Below are 15,139 nucleotides of genomic sequence, written 5' to 3' on the forward strand. Positions count from 1 at the left end.
CCCATAGCGTCAAGCTAGTAAGATCCCTGAAAGATGATCAGGTTGATAGGTCTGAGGTGGAAGCGTGGTGACACGTGGAGCTGACAGATACTAATAGATCGAGGACTTAACCACAATTGATTACTCAGTCATTCTTCTTCTTATACATTATCTAGTTTTGAGGGAACAAAACCTCATCTAAATAGTCTGGTGGCGATAGCGAGAAGGTCACACCCGTTCCCATACCGAACACGGAAGTTAAGCTTCTCAGCGCCGATGGTAGTTGGGGGTTCTCCCCCTGTGAGAGTAGGACGCTGCCGGGCGAAACGAAGAACAGTCTGCGTGACTGTTCTTTTTTTTGCGCTTTTTTTAGGCAAATGGAGAGGGTATTAATAAGAAAAGTGCTTTTGAGCGGAAACTAGTGGTTGGGTGGACGAATGAGCAGTGTTTTTAAAGGGGAGAATGGGCGCTTTAATCGCAAATTTAATTAACTGGCATGATAATCTACCAACTTTGCGATTAATTTAATCAAATAGCTAGTTAATTTACCGAATTGCTCATTTAAATTACCGAATACCCCATTTAATTTACCATTTGCCCTAAAACAACTATAGCCCATCCGCTAAATTCCTGATATTGCTGGAAAAAGAACGCCGGGTGGGCAAATGTGCCGTATTTTTGATTAGAACAACGGGTAGAGCAGCTGCTTAAACCATGAATTTAATCGTATGGCGCGATAATCTACCGACTTTGCGATTAATTTAATCAATTGGCCAACTAATTTACCGAATTGCACATTTAATATACTGAATTACCATCATATATTACCAACTCCCCTAAACATCATCCATAGCCCAACCGCTAAGCAACAGTCCTAAAAGCCCATCCTCAGGCACGCTAACCGCCACCGCCACTCCCACCAACCACTCCCGCCGCCCACGCCCAACCACCAACTCCAATAACCATCGTCCGAACACTCTAAAAATCTTGCAGAATCCTCTCTTATTACCGAGTTACCCTCATATATCCCACACCGCCCGCGCCGGCTCTTCCCCGCCAGCAGCAAAAGTATCAAGCAAAAACACGCCCTCGCTTTCTCAAAATCAACTTTCCCGCCCCATGACAAGCACCCAAAAGCCCATCGTCTGAATACTCTAAAGAGCTGGAAGAATTTTCACTTGCTACGTTTGAGAAATTTATTAAATGGGAAAATTAATAAGGCGTCCATCTTGCAACTTTTTACATAATTCATTTATAATTAAAGTCAAATATAGTCAAAGTCAGGGAGGGGGAGGCCTGGTGAGGAATATATCCGACATAATCGAGAAGTACCTGAAGGAAGTTTTGGAGCTGAGCGAACGGGAAAGTGTCGAGATTAAAAGAAGCGAAGTTGCTGATAAATTCCAATGTGTCCCCTCGCAGATCAATTATGTCATCAATACCCGCTTTACAATTGAAAAAGGATACATTGTTGAAAGCAAGAGGGGCGGCGGAGGATATATCCGGATCATGAAGGTACAGTCCTATGATCATGCAGATCTGATTGATCAGCTGCTTCTGCTGATTCAAAGCAGGATATCACAGGGTAGCGCCGAGAGCGTTATTATACGTCTGGTTGAAGAGGAAGTTATCACACGCCGTGAAGCAAAGATCATGCTTAGTGTAATCGACCGGTCGGTTTTATATATAGAACTTCCGTACCGCGATGAGTTGCGATCAAGAATGCTAAGAGCAATGTTGACTTCATTAAAATATAAATAAGAATTAAGCAGCTGGAGAGGTGAGTGCATGATTTGCCAAGAATGTAATCAGAGGCCGGCAACGCTGCATTTTACAAAAAGCATAAATGGCGAGAAGACCGAGTTTCACCTTTGTGAGATCTGCGCCAAGGAAAAAGGCGAAATGTTCATGATCAATAATCAGGCTTCAGGCTTTTCCCTCAACAGCCTGCTGGCGGGGCTTTTGAATATCGAGCCGTCCCTGCAGCAGCCGAAGAAAGAGCAGATGCCGCAGGAGCATATACTGCAGTGCAGCAAATGCCAGCTGACCTTTAAGCAGTTCATTAAAATCGGAAGGTTTGGCTGCGCCCACTGCTATTCGGAATTCAAGGGGCAGCTTGACCCGATCCTGAAGCGCCTCCACAGCGGGAACTGGTCTCATAGAGGGAAGATACCGGCAAGAGCCGGCGGCAGCATTCAGCTCAGGAAAAAGATTGAGGATATGAGAAAAGAGTTGAAGGATTTGATCCTGCAGGAAGAGTTTGAAAAAGCTGCCGAGCGCAGGGATGAAATACGGTCCCTTGAAAAGCAGCTGAGCAGCGGCAGGGAGGGGGACTGATATCGTGTCACTGGAACGTTTTATCAGCCAGGCGGTCAGTTCTTGGATGAGTGCGGAAGGCCCTGATTCGGATATCGTACTGAGTTCCCGCATCCGTCTGGCAAGGAATATGAATGTATATAAATTTCCCACTTTATTTTCAAATGAGGAAGCGCAAAGCATCATTGAAGATATACGGCAGATTTCTGCTGAGAAGCCTTTCCCGGGGATTGGCAGCATGGAGCTTCTTGAGATGGGGAGTGTGCAGCCTCTTCAGAAGAGGGTGCTTGTCGAAAAGCATCTGATCAGTCCAACTCTGGCTGAGCAGTCTCCTTATGGGGCTTGCCTCCTGTCAGAGAATGAAGAGGTCAGCATCATGGTCAACGAAGAAGACCATATCCGGATTCAATGTCTGTATCCTGCTTTCCAGCTGACCGAGGCACTTGAGATGGCCAATGAGCTGGATGACTGGCTTGAAGGAAATCTTGAGTTTGCCTTTGATGAAGACTATGGGTACCTTACCAGCTGCCCGACCAATGTCGGAACTGGGCTCAGGGCTTCAGTCATGATGCATCTCCCCGGCCTGATGCTCACCCATCAGATGAACCGGATCATCCCGGCCATCAATCAGCTTGGGTTAGTGGTGAGAGGGACTTATGGCGAAGGGAGCGAGGCGCTCGGCAATATTTTTCAAGTGTCCAATCAGATCACGCTCGGAAAGTCGGAGGAAGACATTGTAGAAGATCTGAAGAGTGTCGTGGGCCAGCTTATCGCCCAGGAAAGATATGCCCGGGAAGCATTAGCAAAGACATCCAACATACAATTAGAAGACAGAGTGTACCGTTCCTATGGGGTTCTCTCCAACAGCCGGATCATTGAAACAAAAGAAGCGGCAAAATGCTTATCTGATGTCCGGCTGGGTATAGATATGGGATACATCAAAGATATTTCAAAAAATATTTTAAATGAATTGATGATTCTTACACAGCCCGGTTTCCTGCAGCAATATGCCGGCGGGCCGCTGCGGCCTGAAGAACGTGATATTAGAAGGGCTGCACTTATACGTGAAAGATTAAAAATGGAAAAACAATAGTCGGGAGGATGAAAATATGATGTTCGGACGATTTACTGAAAGAGCTCAAAAAGTATTGGCATTAGCACAGGAGGAAGCCATTCGCTTAGGACACAGCAATATCGGTACAGAGCACATCCTGCTCGGCCTTGTCCGTGAAGGAGAGGGAATTGCCGCAAAGGCGCTTTATGCACTCGGGCTGGGTTCAGAGAAAATCCAAAAAGAAGTGGAAAACCTTATTGGCCGCGGCCAGGATTCCTCACAGACTCCCCACTATACGCCAAGGGCTAAAAAGGTCATTGAGCTTTCAATGGATGAGGCAAGAAAACTGGGCCACTCTTATGTCGGCACAGAGCATATCCTGCTCGGCTTGATCCGCGAGGGTGAAGGGGTTGCGGCGAGGGTGCTGAACAACCTGGGAGTCAGCCTCAATAAAGCCAGGCAGCAGGTGCTCCAGCTTCTGGGAAGCAATGATTCAGGAAGCCATCAGGGAGGATCTGCGGCAAGCGCCAACACACCTACCCTTGATAGCCTTGCACGAGATCTGACGGCCATTGCCAGGGAAGGCAGCCTTGATCCGGTCATCGGCCGAAGCAAGGAAATCCAGCGTGTCATTGAAGTGCTGAGCCGCCGGACAAAGAACAATCCGGTCCTGATCGGAGAGCCTGGCGTCGGTAAGACAGCCATCGCTGAAGGACTTGCACAGCAGATCATCAACAATGAAGTGCCGGAGATCCTCCGCGACAAACGGGTCATGACGCTTGATATGGGAACGGTTGTAGCCGGAACAAAATACCGGGGCGAGTTCGAAGACCGTTTGAAAAAAGTAATGGATGAAATCCGCCAGGCAGGCAATATCATTCTCTTCATCGATGAGCTTCATACACTGATCGGTGCAGGCGGGGCGGAAGGGGCAATCGATGCTTCCAATATCCTGAAGCCATCCCTTGCGAGGGGCGAGCTGCAGTGCATCGGCGCCACTACCCTGGATGAATACAGAAAGTATATCGAAAAAGATGCGGCGCTTGAAAGGCGCTTCCAGCCGATTACGGTTGATGAGCCTACAGCAGAGGAGTCGGTCCAGATTCTGAAGGGACTGCGCGACCGCTACGAAGCCCATCACAGGGTATCCATCACAGACGAAGCCATCGATGCCGCAGTCAAGCTCTCAGACCGCTATATTTCAGACCGGTTCCTTCCGGATAAAGCAATCGATCTGATAGATGAAGCCGGCTCAAAGGTGCGCCTGCGTTCATACACTACTCCTCCTAACCTGAAGGAGCTTGAAATGAAGCTTGAAGAAGTCAGGAAAGAAAAAGATGCTGCCGTCCAAAGCCAGGAGTTTGAAAAGGCTGCATCCCTCAGAGATTCTGAACAGCGCCTGCGCGAACAGCTGGAGGAAACGAAGAAGAGCTGGAAAGAAAAGCAAGGGAAGGAAAACAGCGAAGTCACAGTGGATGATATTGCATCTGTCGTGGCAAGCTGGACTGGAATTCCAGTAGCGAAGCTGGCCCAGACAGAAACAGCCAAGCTCTTGAATATGGAAGAGATCCTTCATTCCCGTGTCATTGGCCAGGAAGAAGCAGTCAAGGCGATCTCCAAAGCGGTCCGCCGTGCACGAGCCGGCCTGAAGGATCCTAAGCGCCCGATCGGCTCCTTCGTATTCCTCGGCCCAACAGGAGTTGGTAAAACTGAGCTTGCGCGCGCGCTGGCAGAAGCGATGTTCGGCGATGAGGATGCGATGATCCGCATTGATATGTCCGAATATATGGAGAAGCATTCGACTTCCCGCCTTGTCGGTTCGCCTCCGGGATATGTAGGCTATGAGGAAGGCGGCCAGCTGACAGAAAAGGTCCGCAGGAAGCCATACTCGGTTGTCCTTCTGGATGAGATTGAGAAAGCACATCCGGATGTATTCAATATCCTCCTTCAGGTTCTTGAGGATGGACGCCTGACAGACTCTAAAGGCCGGACAGTCGACTTCCGCAACACAGTCCTGATCATGACATCCAATGTCGGGGCAGAATCGCTGAAACGGAATAAATATGTCGGCTTTAACATCCAGGATGGAGAGCAGGACTATAAGGACATGAAAGGCAAGGTAATGGAAGAGCTTAAGAAGGCCTTCCGTCCTGAATTCCTTAACCGTATCGATGAAATCATCGTGTTCCACGCCCTTGAGAAAAAACACCTCAAGGAAATTGTTACACTGCTGTCCGACCAGCTGGTTAAACGCCTGCAGGAACAGGAGATCGTCCTTGCCCTGACAGATAAAGCAAAAGAAAAAATCTCTGAGGAAGGCTACGATCCTGAGTACGGTGCAAGGCCGCTCCGCCGTGCAATCCAAAAGCATATTGAAGACCGCTTATCAGAAGAGCTTCTAAAGGGCCAGGTGCTGACAGGGCAGAATGTCATCATTGATGTAGAAGATGGGGAATTTGTCGTGAAAACAGAAGAATCTCCTGAAACTGCAACAAACTTATCTAAATAAACGTCATATTATATAATAAAAAGGTACACGGTGCACAATGCGTGTACCTTTTTCCATTCAATGCAATTCACCCTGTTCTTGGGGATAGGAACCATCTGTTTCCGTAATTTTCCTTAGGCAGGCATTTTTATATAAGCCGGGAAGTATAATATACTTTCCCTATAATGAAACTAATAGTGCACTTTTAAAAGATAGAAGAGATTGAGATAGAAAGGGAGAAACGGATGGCAAAAAGAAAGACCAAATTCATCTGCCAGGAATGCGGCTATGAGTCCCCCAAGTGGATGGGCAAGTGTCCTGCCTGCGGGCAGTGGAATACAATGGTGGAGGAAACAGAAAAGCCTGCGGCTGCAGGAAGAAGGGGTGCATTCGCCCACTCAGCTGGCGTAACCCTCGCTTCAAAAGCGACGCCGATCACATCAATTGAGACAGTGAATGAACCGCGGATTTATACAGACCTGAAGGAGCTCAACCGCGTTCTTGGCGGAGGGGTGGTAAGGGGATCTCTTGTGCTGATCGGAGGCGATCCCGGGATCGGGAAGTCGACGCTTCTTCTGCAGGTTTCATCCCAGCTTGCCCGAAAGGATCATTCTGTCCTTTATATTTCCGGGGAAGAATCTATGAGGCAGACAAAGCTCAGGGCTGACAGGCTTGGGGTGGTATCAGATAAGCTGCTGGTATATGCAGAAACGAATCTCGAGGAAATCAGCCGGACCATCGAAAATGAAAACCCTAGCTTTGTTATTATTGATTCAATCCAGACTGTCTTCCATCCGGACATCACCTCGGCGCCCGGAAGCGTCTCACAGGTAAGGGAATGTACAGCGGAGCTGATGAGGATTGGAAAGACAAAAGGCATTGCAATTTTTATTGTCGGGCATGTCACGAAGGAAGGCTCGATTGCCGGTCCCAGGCTGCTCGAACATATGGTCGACACCGTCCTTTACTTTGAGGGTGAAAGGCATCATACCTACCGCATTCTCAGGGCTGTTAAGAACCGTTTCGGATCAACCAATGAAATGGGCATTTTCGAAATGAAGGAATTCGGCCTTGAAGAGGTGGAAAACCCATCGGAAATCTTCCTTGAAGAGCGCTCCCAGGGGGCTTCGGGGTCGACGGTGGTTGCCTCTATGGAAGGGACGAGGCCGGTGCTGGTTGAGATCCAGGCGCTGATTTCACCAACAAGCTTCGGTAATCCGCGGAGGATGGCCACCGGAATCGACCATAACCGCGTCCCGCTTTTGATGGCTGTGCTGGAAAAGCGCGTCGGGATGCTTCTGCAAAATCAGGATGCTTATTTGAAGGTGGCAGGCGGTGTTAAGCTGGATGAGCCTGCGATTGACCTGGCAATTGCCGTCAGCATCGCATCAAGCTTCAGGGATAAGCCGACACAGGCATCGGACTGCATCATAGGAGAGGTAGGCTTGACCGGTGAGGTCCGCCGCGTCTCCAGGATTGAACAGCGCGTCCAGGAAGCTGCCAAGCTTGGGTTTGAAAGGATCATCCTTCCAGCGAAGAACCTTGGAGGCTGGGATCCTCCGCCGGGTGTGCAGCTGATGGGGGTCAATACAGTGAGCGAGGCGCTAAAAGCAGCATTAGGAGGATAATAAATGGAGAATAAAAAGCTGGGGGAAAAGACCCGGAGTGAAATTCTGAAATTTTTGGCACCAGGAACACCGATACGCGAGGGGATAGATAATGTCCTTCGCGCCGACACAGGCGGCCTGATTGTACTGGGCTGCGATGAGAAGGTAAAGGCGATTGTAGACGGAGGCTTCCAGATCAATTGCCCTTTCACGCCCAGTTATCTGTATGAGCTGGCCAAAATGGACGGCGCCATTATCCTGAATGAGACAGGCAGCAAAATTCTCATAGCGAATGCGCAGCTTGCCCCGAACCCGGGCATCCCTTCTTCGGAAACCGGGATGCGGCACAGGACAGCAGAGCGGGTGGCGAAGGAGACGGGGGCGCTGGTTGTCGCCATTTCACAGCGGAGGACTGTCATCACGCTCTATCAGGGCCATTTCAGATATGCACTGAAAGACATCGCTGTCATTCTTGCAAAAGCTAATCAGGCGGTCCAGACGCTTGAGAAATATAAAGTGGTGCTGGAGCAGAGCATCGCAAGCCTCGGGATCCTTGAGTTTGAAGAGCTTGTAACTTACAGTGATGTGCTCCAGGTGCTGCACCGCTATGAGATGGTGCTGAAGATCAAGCAGGAACTGATGTCCTATCTGAGTGAACTGGGAACAGAAGGCAGGCTGATCCGCCTGCAGATGAACGAGCTCTTGACAGATATGGAAAAGGAAACCTCTTTGATCATCAAAGACTATGCTTATGATAAGGATGTCAGCACGAAGGAAGCCATCAGAAAAATGCAGGAGCTGGCAAGCGGCGAAACAATCGAGGACAGCATCCTCCTGAAGCTGATCGGCTATAGCGGTTATGTCCACCTGGATGAAGGTATTTGTCCGAGAGGCTACCGGATGCTCAATAAAATTCCACGGCTCCCGCCAATCATTATTGAAAATCTCATCACCAGGTTCCAGGAGCTTCCTGAAATTACGGCAGCTTCCGTAGAGGATCTTGATGAGGTGGAAGGCATCGGTGAAGTCAGGGCCAGGAAGATCCGCGAGGGCCTCAAGCTGGTCAAGGAGCAGCTGTTTGCGGACCGGCAGCTTTAATTGCCCATTGAATTGGTGTATTCAGTATGCTAAAATGATGGTTTTATATTATTTGACACTCTGTGGGCACGATGCTACGCTTAAAGTGTATAAGTGTATAAAAACCTCCAATTATATTATTTTGAGATAATGTTACAAAAAACGAAATTAACATATTCAGCAGGTTTCAATTCAGGGAATTTGTTTATAATGATTAAAAGGAGGTGAAGGAATGTTAAAACGTATTGTACAGGCATGCTTCCTTATTACCGGGGGGACTCTTGGAATTTTCCTGATTCCGGACTTGCTGGGGCTAGTTGCTTTGGGTGACATTCCTCTTTTAAATAATCCGTATGTGTCCGCTATTTTAGGTGCCATTATTTTTTATCTTATATCTTTTTGGGCAGTTGATTATGTAACCAATTTCGTGAAATGGGTAGAGGAATCATTGGTAAAAGCGCCTATAACAGATATTATTTTTGGCAGTGTGGGCCTTGCGTTCGGCCTGATATTGGCATTTTTGATCGGCTTCGCGCTGAATGAATTTCCAATTGTCAACACAGTCGCACCAATTCTGCTTACGCTCATCTTTGGCTATCTTGGCTTCCAGGTGGGCTTCAAAAAGCGCGACGAGCTCCTGGGATTATTTACGAGCCGGAAAAAGAAATCCGGGGAAGAGGAAAATGAAGCACCGCAAAAAAATGTATTGAAGATCCTGGATACAAGTGTGATCATCGACGGCAGGATTGCGGATATCTGCCAGACAGGTTTCCTGGAGGGGACGATTGTCATTCCGCAGTTTGTCCTCGAGGAACTCCAGCATATTGCTGATTCTTCAGATGTATTGAAAAGGAACCGCGGAAGAAGGGGACTTGATATCCTCAACCGCATACAGAAAGAGCTTTCCATCAAAGTCGAGATTTACGAAGGTGACTTTGATGAAATCCAGGAAGTGGACAGCAAGCTTGTGAAATTGGCAAAGCTGACGAACGGCGTTGTTGTGACGAATGACTTCAATCTCAACAAGGTATGTGAGCTTCAGAAGGTATCTGTGCTCAATATCAATGACTTGGCCAATGCGGTCAAGCCGGTGGTGCTGCCGGGCGAAGAGATGAAGGTCCAGGTCATCAAGGACGGGAAAGAGCATAATCAGGGTGTTGCCTATCTGGATGACGGCACGATGATTGTCGTTGAAGATGGCCGCGATTATATCGGGAAGCATATCGACGTCCTTGTCACCAGCGTACTGCAGACCTCTGCGGGCCGAATGATTTTTGCAAAGCCTAAGCTGCTTGAAAAAGCTTTATAAAAGAGAGTTGGGAGACTGTTTATGCCTTATCAGGTAATTATTCCTGCTGCAGGCCAGGGGAAGAGGATGGGTGCCGGCAAAAATAAGCTTTTGCTCGAGATCCGCGGTGTGCCGGTATTCATCCACACGCTCAGGGTGTTTGAAAGCGATCCGGATTGTACAGGCATCCTGCTTGCGGTCAATCCGGCCGAGAAAGCGGAGATTGAAGCGCTTCTTGCTTTTTACGATATCAAGAAAGCCGCCAAGCTCATACCCGGGGGTTCGGAACGCCAGTACAGCGTCTATAATGCAGTGAAGCAGCTGCAGGGAGATGGCATTGCCATGGTGCATGATGCGGCCCGGCCGTTCATTGACCAGCACCTGATCCGGGAGCTGACGGAAGCAGCGGAACAGGATGCTGGTGCAGTATTGGCCGTTCCGGTTAAGGATACCGTGAAAAAGGCGGACGGCAATCAAATCCTGGAAACAGTTGAACGTTCAAGTCTGTGGGCAGTCCAAACCCCACAGGCTTTTCGTGTTTCCACCCTCCTGCACATTCATCAGAGAGCGGCTGAGGAAGAGTACCTCGGCACAGATGATGCCAGCCTGGCAGAACGGCTCGGCATCCCTGTAAAAATCATTGAAGGAAATTATGATAATATCAAGCTCACAACCCCGGAGGACCTGTATTTTGCAGAAGCGATCATCCGGAAGCGTGAAGCTCAAGGTAAAACATAAAGGGGAATCGACTATGTTTAGAATAGGACAAGGCTTTGATGTACACCAATTAACCGAGGGACGGCTGCTGATTATCGGCGGCATCGAAATTCCCTATGAGAAGGGGCTTTTGGGCCACTCTGATGCCGATGTGCTTCTCCATACGATTGCTGACGCATGCCTTGGGGCAATCGGGGAAGGAGATATCGGCAGGCATTTTCCGGATACAGATCCTGAGTTCAAGGATGCTGATTCAGCCAAGCTGCTGGAGCATGTGTGGAAGATTGTGGATGCTAAAGGGTATAAGCTTGTGAATGCTGACTGCACCATCATCGCGCAGCAGCCGAAAATGGCGCCTTATATCGGCCAGATGAGAGAGCGGATTGCAGAGCTTTTGCAGGCAGATACGGACCGCATCAATGTGAAGGCAACGACAACAGAAAAGCTCGGTTTTCCGGGCAGAGGCGAAGGGATTGCTTCACAGGCTGCCGTCCTGCTGCAGAAAAAGGATTGAGCGCCCGAAAAAAATTAGCTTTATACGGCAAAAACACGGTGTTAGAATATAGCAAAGAAGAAGAAGGAAAATGACTACTATAGGAGGCTTATTCATGTCTAATGAAATCAGGGTCCGCTATGCGCCAAGCCCAACCGGACATTTACATATAGGCAATGCCCGCACGGCGCTGTTCAACTATTTGTTTGCACGCTCAAAAGGCGGGAAATTCATCATCAGGATCGAGGATACCGACCTTAAGAGGAATATTGCAGGCGGAGAGGAAAGCCAGCTGAAATATCTGAAGTGGCTTGGCATTGACTGGGATGAAAGCATTGATAAAGATGGGGAGTACGCCCCGTACCGCCAGTCAGAGCGGATTGATATCTACCAGAAGCTGTATCAGGAGCTGCTTGACAAAGATCTTGCCTATAAATGCTATTGCACAGAGGAAGAGCTTGAAGCAGAGCGCGAAGAGCAGATGGCAAGGGGAGATAACCCCCAATATTCCGGCAAATGCCGCCACCTGACACAGGATGAAAGGGAAAAACTGGAGGCTGAAGGCCGCAGGCCGAGCATCCGTTTCATCGTTCCGAAAGGGAAGGTCTATGCATTCAATGACATGGTCAAGGACGAGGTTTCCTTTGAATCTGACGGATTCGGCGATTTTGTCATCGTGAAGAAAGATGGAATCCCGACCTATAACTTTGCCGTTGCTGCCGATGACCATCTGATGAAGATTTCCCACGTATTGCGCGGGGATGACCATATTTCGAACACACCGAAGCAGTTGATGATCTATGAGGCCTTTGGCTGGGAGCCTCCTGTCTTTGGCCATATGACGCTCATCGTCAATGAGAGCCGCAAGAAGCTCAGCAAGCGTGATGAATCCATCATCCAGTTCATCGAGCAGTACGAGGAGCTTGGCTATCTTCCGGAAGCATTATTCAACTTCATCACCCTGCTTGGCTGGTCGCCTGCAGGAGAAGAAGAGATCTTCACGAAAGAAGAGCTGATCAATATCTTTGAAGCTGACCGGCTTTCAAAATCACCGGCGCTGTTCGATAAGCAGAAGCTGACATGGATGAATAACCAGTACATCAAGCAGGAAGAAATTGATAGGCTAGTGGAAATTTCACTGCCCCATCTCATCAAGGCGGGAAAAGTCAGTGAAAACCTTACAGGCGCGGATGAAGAGTGGGTACGCGGGCTTATTTCCCTTTACCAGGATCAAATGAGCTATGGTGCAGAGATCGTGGACCTTTCCGGCATCTTCTTCACAGAGGAAGTCAGCTATGATGAAGAAGCGAAAGAAGTCCTGAGCGAAGACCAGGTGCCGGAAGTGCTGTCTGCCTTCCTTGCAGAAATCGGCTCCCTGGAAGATTTCACGGCTGAAGAAATCAAAGCAGCGCTGAAGGCAGTCCAGAAAGGCACGGGCCATAAAGGCAAGAAGCTGTTTATGCCTGTCCGGGCAGCCATCACAGGACAGACGCATGGACCGGATCTTCCTAAGGCCATCGCTCTTTTAGGAAAAGACAAGGTAAAAAATCGTTTGGCAAGCATTAATGATTAACATCTTGGCAAAAATGTAATATAGTAAGAGTAATTCAAATTTAATGATCCAAAAGTGTTGAAGAGGAAGAGTAGAAAAATGACGCTTCAATAGCCTGGCCCGCGCATCCAAGGGAAGGCTGAAAGAGAGAACCATCACCGGCTGAAAGTGGTTCAGGCCCCTCATTTTTTGAAGTGCCCCTCTGAGCCCCATTTCGAAATGCAGAGTAGACTTGGGCGGATTCCCTTCCGTTAACAGGGTAAAGTTGAGGCATTTTTACATATGCCTAAACAGAGTGGAACCGCGCCTACAGCGTCTCTGTCATTATGACAGGGGCGCTTTTTTTTTGTTGTTAAGGATCAAAAGCTAGCCGGGCTTGGAGCAAGCAAGTCGAGGCCCGCTCCAGCATCCGGTCCCTCGTATATGAGCTGCTCCGGAAGGGCTTGCCTGAAGGATGCAGGCCGTCTGGATGAAAGTTTTCAACCGTCAGATATGCAAAAACAGGGAGGGGAGAACAAATGTTCCGAAGGCTTAAAGAGGATATAGAGGTGGTTTTTGACCAGGACCCTGCTGCCAGGAGCTATATTGAAGTCGTACTTACGTATTCCGGAGTCCATGCCATCTGGGCACATAGGCTGGCACATGCCCTGTTCAAAAGGAAATTCTATTTTTGGGCCCGGGTTGTTTCCCAGATCAGCCGGTTTTTCACCGGCATTGAGATCCATCCTGGTGCAAAGATCGGCCGGCGTTTCTTCATTGACCACGGCATGGGCGTAGTGATCGGCGAGACTTGTGAAATCGGCGATAATGTGACAGTGTTCCAGGGCGTCACCCTCGGCGGAACCGGCAAGGAAAAAGGAAAACGCCACCCGACAATCAAAGATAATGCCCTGATAGCCACTGGTGCGAAGGTTTTGGGTTCCATCACCATCGGAGAGAACTCGAAGGTGGGAGCGGGGTCGGTCGTCCTTAGGGATGTTCCCCCCAATTCAACGGTGGTGGGGATACCGGGCAAGATCGTCATCAAAGATGGCGTGAAGCTTAAGAAGGATCTCAACCACAGCGATCTGCCTGATCCGGTCAGCGACAGGCTGGTCGAGATGGAGAAGAAGCTTCAGGAGATGCAGGTCGAGCTGGAGGATTTGAGAAGAGAAAGGAGCCTTAAATAATGGCTATTGCAATTTATAATACAATGTCCAGGCAGAAGGAAGAGTTTATTCCCCTTGAAGAAGGGAAAGTCAAAATGTATGTTTGCGGACCGACCGTATATAACTATATCCATATAGGAAATGCCCGTCCGCCGATCGTTTTTGATACGGTAAGAAGATATCTGGAGTTCAGGGGCTATGATGTCCAGTACATTTCCAATTTTACAGATGTGGATGATAAGCTGATCAGAGCTGCCAAAGAGCTCGGGGAGGATGTTCCTTCCATTGCCGAACGTTTCATCGATGCTTACTTTGAGGATGTTTCAGCGCTTGGATGCAAACGGGCGGATGTGCACCCGCGCGTAACTGAGAGCATGGACCTTATCATTCAGTTCATCGAGGCCCTGATTGACAAAGGATTTGCCTATGAATCAAATGGGGATGTGTACTTCCACACCAGAAGATTCGACGAATACGGCAAGCTGTCACAGCAATCCATTGATGAGCTACGTGTCGGCGCCAGGATTGCTGTAGGGGAGAAAAAGCAGGATGCCCTTGACTTTGCGCTCTGGAAAACAGCGAAAGATGGGGAAATCTCCTGGGATAGCCCATGGGGCAAGGGACGTCCGGGCTGGCATATCGAGTGCTCTGCCATGGCGAGGAAATATCTTGGCGACACAATTGATATCCATGCCGGCGGCCAGGATCTATCATTCCCGCACCACGAAAATGAAATCGCCCAGTCCGAAGCGCTGACAGGGAAGACTTTTGCGCGCTATTGGATGCATAACGGGTATATTAATATCAATAATGAGAAGATGTCAAAGTCGCTTGGCAACTTCGTCCTTGTACATGACATCATCAAAAATCATGATCCGCAGGTATTGAGGTTCTTCATGCTATCTGTCCATTACCGCCATCCGATCAATTACAGCGATGAACTGCTTGAAAATACCCGCAGCGGGCTGGAGAGAATCACTACGTCTTATCAGAACCTTGCGCACCGGAAGGAAGCAAGTGCTGAGCTGACGGACAATAACAGCGAGTGGCTGAAAAAAATCGAAGCTCTCCACGGGGAATTCATCAAGGAAATGGATGATGACTTCAATACAGCGAATGGGATATCCGTGCTGTTCGAGCTTTCGAAGCAGGCGAATTATTATCTTTTGGAAAAGAATACGAGCGTTGAAGTGATCGATGCCTTCATGAAAGAGTTTGAAATCCTGTTTGACGTCCTCGGGCTGTCGCTCGCTGGTGAAGAATTGCTGGATGCCGAAATCGATGCGCTCATTGAAAAGCGCAACCAGGCGAGGAAAGAACGCAACTTCCAGCTTTCCGACCAGATTCGCGACCAGCTGAAGGAAATGAACATCATTCTGGAAGATACAGCCCAGGGCACAAGATGGAAAAGAGGCTGACA

12 protein-coding genes and 2 rRNA genes (1 of these 14 cut by a window edge) are annotated in these 15,139 nt (G+C 48.9%); all 14 read left to right on the forward strand.

All coding sequences use genetic code 11. The features are described from left to right. A 23S ribosomal RNA gene (locus tag AC4E8B_RS00550) occupies positions 1-114 on the forward strand; it begins 2,831 nt to the left of the window's first position. A gap of 71 nt (positions 115-185) precedes the next feature. After that, positions 186-302, forward strand: a 5S ribosomal RNA gene (rrf, locus tag AC4E8B_RS00555). 973 nt (positions 303-1,275) lie between these two features. Then, positions 1,276-1,740 (forward strand): CtsR family transcriptional regulator, encoded by a 465-nt coding sequence (locus AC4E8B_RS00560; protein WP_490219425.1) that lies wholly within the window; start codon positions 1,276-1,278, stop codon positions 1,738-1,740. Positions 1,741-1,767: 27 nt separating this feature from the next. Next, positions 1,768-2,316: a protein-arginine kinase activator protein McsA gene (gene mcsA, locus AC4E8B_RS00565; RefSeq protein ID WP_490216389.1), complete on the forward strand. Its 549-nt coding sequence runs from the start codon at positions 1,768-1,770 to the stop codon at positions 2,314-2,316. A gap of 4 nt (positions 2,317-2,320) precedes the next feature. Next, positions 2,321-3,388 carry a protein-arginine kinase McsB gene (gene mcsB, locus AC4E8B_RS00570; RefSeq protein WP_490216391.1) on the forward strand — a complete coding sequence of 356 codons (1,068 nt, stop codon included), beginning with the start codon at positions 2,321-2,323 and terminating at the stop codon, positions 3,386-3,388. A 16-nt stretch (positions 3,389-3,404) separates the two neighbouring features. Continuing rightward, on the forward strand, positions 3,405-5,858 hold the full coding sequence (gene clpC, locus AC4E8B_RS00575) for an ATP-dependent protease ATP-binding subunit ClpC (RefSeq protein WP_490216393.1): 2,454 nt from the start codon (positions 3,405-3,407) through the stop codon (positions 5,856-5,858). Positions 5,859-6,082: 224 nt separating this feature from the next. Next, positions 6,083-7,465 carry a DNA repair protein RadA gene (gene radA / locus AC4E8B_RS00580; protein WP_490216394.1) on the forward strand — a complete coding sequence of 461 codons (1,383 nt, stop codon included), beginning with the start codon at positions 6,083-6,085 and terminating at the stop codon, positions 7,463-7,465. Between the two features lie 3 nt (positions 7,466-7,468). Further along, positions 7,469-8,542, forward strand: a complete 1,074-nt coding sequence (gene disA, locus AC4E8B_RS00585; protein ID WP_490216396.1) for a DNA integrity scanning diadenylate cyclase DisA — start codon at positions 7,469-7,471, stop codon at positions 8,540-8,542. A gap of 211 nt (positions 8,543-8,753) precedes the next feature. Beyond that, a complete protein-coding gene (locus tag AC4E8B_RS00590; protein ID WP_490216397.1) occupies positions 8,754-9,830 on the forward strand; it encodes a PIN/TRAM domain-containing protein in 1,077 nt (358 codons plus the stop codon). 21 nt (positions 9,831-9,851) lie between these two features. Then, positions 9,852-10,547 (forward strand): 2-C-methyl-D-erythritol 4-phosphate cytidylyltransferase, encoded by a 696-nt coding sequence (gene ispD, locus AC4E8B_RS00595; RefSeq protein WP_490216399.1) that lies wholly within the window; start codon positions 9,852-9,854, stop codon positions 10,545-10,547. A gap of 13 nt (positions 10,548-10,560) precedes the next feature. Continuing rightward, on the forward strand, positions 10,561-11,040 hold the full coding sequence (ispF, locus tag AC4E8B_RS00600; protein ID WP_490216401.1) for a 2-C-methyl-D-erythritol 2,4-cyclodiphosphate synthase: 480 nt from the start codon (positions 10,561-10,563) through the stop codon (positions 11,038-11,040). Between the two features lie 94 nt (positions 11,041-11,134). After that, a complete protein-coding gene (gltX, locus tag AC4E8B_RS00605; RefSeq protein WP_490216402.1) occupies positions 11,135-12,592 on the forward strand; it encodes a glutamate--tRNA ligase in 1,458 nt (485 codons plus the stop codon). A gap of 497 nt (positions 12,593-13,089) precedes the next feature. Next, complete coding sequence (gene cysE / locus AC4E8B_RS00610) at positions 13,090-13,740, forward strand: serine O-acetyltransferase (RefSeq protein WP_490216403.1); 651 nt, start codon at positions 13,090-13,092, stop codon at positions 13,738-13,740. Then, positions 13,740-15,137, forward strand: a complete 1,398-nt coding sequence (cysS, locus tag AC4E8B_RS00615; RefSeq protein ID WP_490216405.1) for a cysteine--tRNA ligase — start codon at positions 13,740-13,742, stop codon at positions 15,135-15,137. The genes cysE and cysS overlap by 1 nt, the downstream gene beginning before the upstream one ends. Positions 15,138-15,139: the final 2 nt, after the last annotated feature.

It is taken from the genome of Bacillus sp. SRL543, assembly GCF_984799205.1.